Origin of the sequence: Methyloceanibacter marginalis, assembly GCF_001723295.1 — a bacterium.
GTDB lineage: Bacteria > Pseudomonadota > Alphaproteobacteria > Rhizobiales > Methyloligellaceae > Methyloceanibacter > Methyloceanibacter marginalis.
In genome coordinates, this window is the sequence record NZ_LPWD01000205.1 from 1 (window position 1) to 1,282 (window position 1,282).

1 protein-coding gene is annotated in these 1,282 nt (G+C 68.2%); it reads left to right on the top strand.

Features of this window, described 5'->3' with window-relative positions:
• The first annotated feature begins 268 nt into the window (after window positions 1–268).
• Window positions 269–991: a ferredoxin--NADP reductase gene (locus AUC71_RS08415; protein WP_069623909.1), complete on the top strand. Its 723-nt coding sequence runs from the start codon at window positions 269–271 to the stop codon at window positions 989–991.
• Window positions 992–1,282 lie beyond the last annotated feature (291 nt).

A 1,282-nucleotide genomic window follows, 5' to 3' on the forward strand; every position in this document is an offset into this window, starting at 1 on the left:
GACATCCCAGCCGTACCGTGCCACCTCGGGCGCCGCGTCCCTCACCCCGAGAAGCAGACGGTCTGCAGCTCGCGTCCTCATGGACGAGGGATGCAGGCATTGTACGCGCGTTTTCGAGGGCGGGATTAACGCGGGGATAGGCGTCCTCCCTCCCCGCGAGGGGAGGGTCGTCGCGCCCCGATCTTCGCCGAAAGGCGAAGTCGTTGGCGCGGCGGGTGGGGCGAAGCGCGGGGAAACGTGGGCGCTGTTTCGCGTTATACTTCGCATCATGGGCAAATACGACAGCACGCTTCTGGGCAGCGAGGAGATCGCGCAGGCCGCGCGCGCATTCCATTTCGAGAAGCCGGAGGGCTTCGACTTCACGCCGGGCCAGTCCATCGACGTCGTTCTGCCGGAGGGGTTTCCCGGCGAGACGGGCGACCGCCGGCGCACCTTCTCCATCGTCTCGGCGCCCGACGAGGACCGGCTGACCGTCGGCACGCGCATGCGCAAGAGCGCCTACAAGCAGCCGCTCGCGCAAGCCCCGCCGGGGGAGGGCGTGATCATCGTCGGCCCGAAGGGCACCATGGCCCTGCATGACGAGCCCGACCGCGCCATCGTCATGATCGCCGGCGGCATCGGCATCACCCCGTTCATCAGCATCATCCGCAGCGAGGCGGAGCAGGACAGCCCGCGCCCCATGGCGCTGCTCTATGCCAATCACCGGCCACGGGACGCGGCCTACATGGACGAGCTGCGCGCGCATGCGAAGCGGCTCGACAACTTCCACATGGTCGCGACCATGACGGCGCCGGAGGACGGCGACGGCTGGGACGGCGAGACGCGCCGCATCGATCCGGAGATGGTGGAGACGGCCGCGAGCGGTCTGCCGAAGCCGCACTACTACATCGCCGGCACGCCGGACATGTGCGAGGACATGCGCCAGATGCTCGACGACGTGGGCATCGAAGACGACGACATCCACAGCGAAGATTTCACGGGCTATACGTGAGGCGCAGTGTGCGGCGGCGCGATCCCTCCCTCCCCGCGAGGGGAGGGCAGCCGCGTCCCGATCTTCGCCGAAGGCGAAGTCGTTGGCGCGGCGGGTGGGGAGATGCGCTGAAGTAGCGAAGCGGTAGCGCATCGAAAACGCCCACACCCCACCCGTCCGACACCCGGACCATGTCCGGATGCCGGACTCCCGGGGAGAGCGTTGCCACCGCTCATTCCCGCGACAGCGGAATCCAGGACTATGTGTCCGCTCTTCATGATTGCGCTGGGTCCCCGCCTGCGCGGGGACGAG